3 protein-coding genes and 1 pseudogene are annotated in these 4664 nt (G+C 49.2%); all 4 read left to right on the top strand.

What is annotated here, in order from left to right:
• A pseudogene (locus tag QTN95_RS19675) lies at positions 1-124 on the top strand (type VI secretion system tube protein Hcp); the annotation flags it as partial.
• Between the two features lie 121 nt (positions 125-245).
• Positions 246-2306 (top strand): type VI secretion system tip protein TssI/VgrG, encoded by a 2061-nt coding sequence (tssI, locus tag QTN95_RS19670; protein ID WP_331418692.1) that lies wholly within the window; start codon positions 246-248, stop codon positions 2304-2306.
• The gene (locus QTN95_RS19665) at positions 2306-3847 is read left to right on the top strand and encodes a PAAR domain-containing protein (RefSeq protein WP_331418691.1); all 1542 of its coding nucleotides are present in this window, start codon (positions 2306-2308) and stop codon (positions 3845-3847) included. Before tssI ends, QTN95_RS19665 begins: the two co-directional genes overlap by 1 nt.
• A partial coding sequence (locus QTN95_RS19660) for an ankyrin repeat domain-containing protein (protein WP_331418690.1) occupies positions 3847-4664 on the top strand: 818 nt, incomplete at its 3' end. The genes QTN95_RS19665 and QTN95_RS19660, both read left to right, overlap by 1 nt.

Genomic DNA, 4664 nt, shown 5'->3' with positions numbered 1-4664 from the left:
TCCGTCGATGTCCGACTTCACGCAAAATCTAACGGTCTCAATGTCGTACCGTAAGATCACTTGGGATCACGTCAACGCAGGTACGTCTGGTTCAGACGATTGGCGTAAACCTATCGAAGCTTAATCACTTTGATTTTCGGTGGCTCCCCTTGGAGCCACCTGAAAACCTTCACCTCAGACCATCTTTTTCACGGTGATGTGTGGTGAAGGTTTTTTGTGTTTAGGGTTAACGATAGGAGAGACGTATGGCGACATTGGCGTACACCATCAATATAGAAGGACTCGGCGATGATGCCTTGGTTGTGACTCAGTTCGATGGGCAAGAGTCCTTGTCTGCCAGCGTGTTTCATCATCGACCTTGTTACGGTTTTTGTTATCAAATCACCTTAGCCAGCCGTCGGCATGACTTAACCGCAGACCAAGTGGTGGATCGGCAGGTCGAGCTGCGCATGTACCGCAACCAAGTGTTGGTGCAGCGCGTACATGGGATAGCGCGCGCGTTCACGCAGGGCGACATTGGCCATCACCATACTCGCTATGCCTTGACGCTGGTACCTGCGCTGGAACGTCTCTCGCTGCGCCACAACAGCCGGATTTTCCAACATAAGACCACGCCCGACATCATCGAGACGCTATTGCAGGAGATGGGCATTCATGACTATGCCTTTTCACTGCAACGCGAGCCTGCTCAACGTGAGTTTTGTGTCCAATACCGTGAAAGTGACCTCGACTTTCTCCACCGCCTCGCCGCGGAAGAAGGCATGGTCTACAGCTTTATTCATGAAGCCGGAAAACACACCTTGCTGTTCAGTGATGCCACTGTGCTGCTGCCCTCCTTACCTCAGCCTATTCCGTACAACGGGTTGGCGGGTGGTGTCAGCGATGTGCCGTATATCCAAGATTTTTCTTATCAATCCGAGGCCCACGTTAGTGAGGTAGAACTCAAAGACTACAGCTTTAAAAACCCGGCTTATTCCTTTAGCCAATTGGCTCACGGCACGGAGATGGATTACCAACAACCCACTTACGTGCACTTTGATGCGCCAGGTCGCTATAAAGGTGACCCAAATGGCATCGCCTTCACCCGCACTCGCTTGAGTTATCTGCGCCGTAACGCCCAGTTAGCCAAAGGCAAAAGCAACGAATTGTTGCTCCGCTCAGGGTATAAATTTACCTTGAGTGACCACCTCAACACATCCTTTAATCGCGCTTGGCTGCTGGTTCAAGTCAATCACCAAGGCGAACAGGCTCAAGCACTCGAGGAAGAGGGCACTCAAGGCAAGACGACCTACGCCAACCAATGGCAAGCCATCCCGGCTCATCTCAATTGGCAAGCGGAGCCCGAGACCAAACCGAGAGTCGATGGCCCGATGATCGCGACGGTCGTCGGCCCTGAGGGAGAGGAAATCTTCTGTGACGAACATGGTCGCGTAAAAGTCCATTTCCACTGGGATCGCGAAGAGAGAAACCCTGAACATCGTTCATGTTGGGTGCGAGTCTCTCAAGGTTGGGCGGGCAGCCAATATGGCATGGTCGCTTTGCCTCGCATTGGTCACGAAGTGATTGTCTCATTTCTTAATGGTGACCCTGATCAGCCCATCATCACGGGGCGCACCTATCATGCAGTCAATAAACCGCCTTATGTTCTGCCAAATCATAAAACGCGAACGGTATTAAAAACCCAAACCCACCAAGGCAAAGGGTCTAATGAGCTGAGATTTGAAGACCAAGCAGACCAAGAGCAAATCTACTTACACGCTCAAAAAGACAAAGACGTCGTGATCAACCACATCAGCCGCGAGTCGGTTGGCCTCGATTTTCATCAAAAAATTGGTCAACACTTCTTTCAGATGGTGACAGAAAATACCCACCGCTTAGTCGGCAAGAACGTCACCGAAGAGTTTGGTCAAGATCACCACTACAAGGTCGGTCGTAACTTAGTTCAGCGAGTCATTGGCGCAGTGAACCGTTTTATCTCTGGTGGTATGGTGACCAAAATTGAAGGAGGCAGCGTCACATCGATGTCGGCGTCTGAAGAAAAAGAGATCGGCGCCAACCAACGTATCGCGGTGAACAATGAAAGTTATCTGAATGCCACCAACATCGTGCTGGAAGCCAAACAAGAACTGACCATCAAAGGCCCTGGAGGTTTTGTCAAAATCGATGGCGGTGGGATCACCATTTCAGGAAATGTGGTCAAGATTAACGAAGGTGGTTCACCAGGAAGCGGCACCGCACCAAAAGCGGTTGAGCCACAACCACCTGCGAAACCGCAAGAGCCGGACGATCCGGATAGGAGACTCTAATGCCAGCAGCAGCACGAAGCGGAGACAGTTGTGCCGGACACGGCTGTTTTCCTGCCACACCCATTGTTACCGGTAGTAGCGATGTCTTTATCAATGCAAAGCCTGCCGCAAGAAAAGGCGATACAGTACTACTCCACGCTTGCCCCTGCCCCAAAATGCCGCATGGTATCCATAGCCGCAGCATATCCGCAGGTTCTTCGACCGTCTCAATCAATGGCAAGCCTGCCGCTCGAGTCGGCGATGGGATTGGCTGTGGTGGCTCGGTTTCGGTTGGTTCAGGGAACGTTTTCATTGGCGACACCCCTTACTCCTCACCCACTCAAAAATGTGCACAAAGTGCCGTTGCCAGCCAGTCACCATTTTTGAAGATCACCCCTCTGGCTGAGCCGCTGGGCAGTGGTTGGGCGAGCTCTATCTTTACACCTGAATTCTATAAATCTGCGTCGCAGAAAATGGCAGTGCAAGCTGACATCGCACTATTGAACAAAGCCATGGAGCTGCAAGAAATGAGTTCTCTGGCACAGTCCATTATTACGGCAGTCGACAACGGTGCAGACAAACAAGAAATGCTAGATGTGCTAGAAACCAGCACCACAAAAGCACAGCGAAGAAAAGCGCGAGAAGAAATTACAGAGCGGGCAAAATCGACTAACCCAGAAGCCGCAGATCGATTCGCTATGGATATGGATGCCGCTGAGAAGGCCATGTTATCTGACCACGTTTACACAGTTGGCAAACCCGATGACAAACTAGACGAGCGGCGCTTACAGCTAAAAAAGGACTTTGAAGGCGATTCTGGATGGTTTGAAGCATCACCTGCGGAACTCAAAAATTTAGGTCTACGGAAAAAAGATCTGACGATTAAAGACAGTAACTTTCAGGCGCAAGTATATATGCCCGACAAAAACGTCTTTGGTCCTAGCGCCAAGCCCGTAGTGGTGTTCAGAGGCACAGAAATGCTCAAGCTGGACGATTGGAAAAATAATTCCGCCCAGGGGAGAGACAAAGAATCTGCATATTATCGCAGGGCAGTTGATATCGGCAAAGCGGTCAAGAAGCAAGGTTTACCTGTTGAAATATCCGGACATTCACTTGGTGGAGGCATGGCCAGTGCTGCTTGTAAGGCAAGTGGAATGTCTTGTGTCACTTTTAACGCCGCTGGTTTGCATAGCAATACAGTAGAAAGATATGGCGTCCCCAAAGCCAAACAAGGTCCGGATACGTTGATTAAAGGCTATCGAACGGAAGGCGATATTTTGACCTACGTTCAAGAACAGAACTTTATATTAAAGCACATTATGCCCGATGCAGTTCGCGATAAATCGCTAGACACAACATTGCCAAAAACCAAGTCTCTTACCCCCCAAGCGATAAGGGTGGCAACGGCGACGGGCTTAGTTTTACCGATTGCTGCTCCTATCAGTTATGGGGCGGTAAAAGCCAAAGAAAAAGCCGATATGCACGGAATGGATCAGGTGCGGCTTGCTCTAGAAGAGCGTAAAGTGAACGACTTATACACACTAACTAAGAGTGGAGCCTAATGAAAAAGTGGGGATGGCTTCTGATTGCAGGGCTGCTTGCTTTATCTATGGTAGCAAAAGGAGATTTGATGAATATTTTTGGCAGCAAACCTTATGCCGACGCCTTTTTTGAAGGGGATATGCTGAACATTGCAAAGGCGATAAAGAAAAAAGACGGTGAAGTTATCACCAAACTTGGGAAAGCGCTTGAAGATATCGATGCCCGAGGAAAACACGGGATGACACTGCTTGGCTTTGCCGTAAATGATGAAAACCCCGTAGCCATTAAAGCGTTGATGGCGTTAGGTGCCGATCCATCTATTGAGTTGCCGGAACTAGGCAGCGTGGCTTATCACGCTATGTGGCGCAAAAGTGACGAGCCCTTAAAAGCTCTTCTTGAAAGTGGTATGGACCCTAATCTGCGTGATGAAGAAGATACTTTGATTTTCAACACCCCCTTGCTTGAAGAAAGTGATGCTATGAAGCTTTTAGTCGAGTACGGTGCCGATGTGAATGCCCGCGACTCGTTAGGAAATACGCCTGTATTGCATTTGGTTTCGACTGCCTTTGATGAGGTTCTGTATTTATTGGATCATGGTGCAGATGCCGATGTTATGACAGATAGCGGCGTTTCATTAGCTTACAGTGTACAACTTGATCTTGAAGATATGGATCAATCCACCGAAGCATACCAAAAGATGCTCAAAATCCAGCAGAAACTTGTTGAAAAAGGTGTCAAGTTCCCTGCTTTGACGCCTTTCGGTGAACGTTTTCGCAATGACATCGTTTTTTGTAAAGAGCCGCACGGTTATATGCCGAAAACCGAATGCAAAGTGGA

Source organism: Vibrio sp. M260112, assembly GCF_036533775.1.
In the GTDB taxonomy this organism is placed as follows: domain Bacteria; phylum Pseudomonadota; class Gammaproteobacteria; order Enterobacterales; family Vibrionaceae; genus Vibrio.
Note: the sequence above shows the minus strand (reverse complement) of the source record. Positions and strands in the feature narration are given on the sequence as shown.

Coding starts and splice junctions, on each gene's coding strand:
- tssI (WP_331418692.1), top strand. CDS start 246: ATGGCGACATTGGCGTACACCATCAATATAGAAGGACTCGGCGATGAT.
- QTN95_RS19665 (WP_331418691.1), top strand. CDS start 2,306: ATGCCAGCAGCAGCACGAAGCGGAGACAGTTGTGCCGGACACGGCTGT.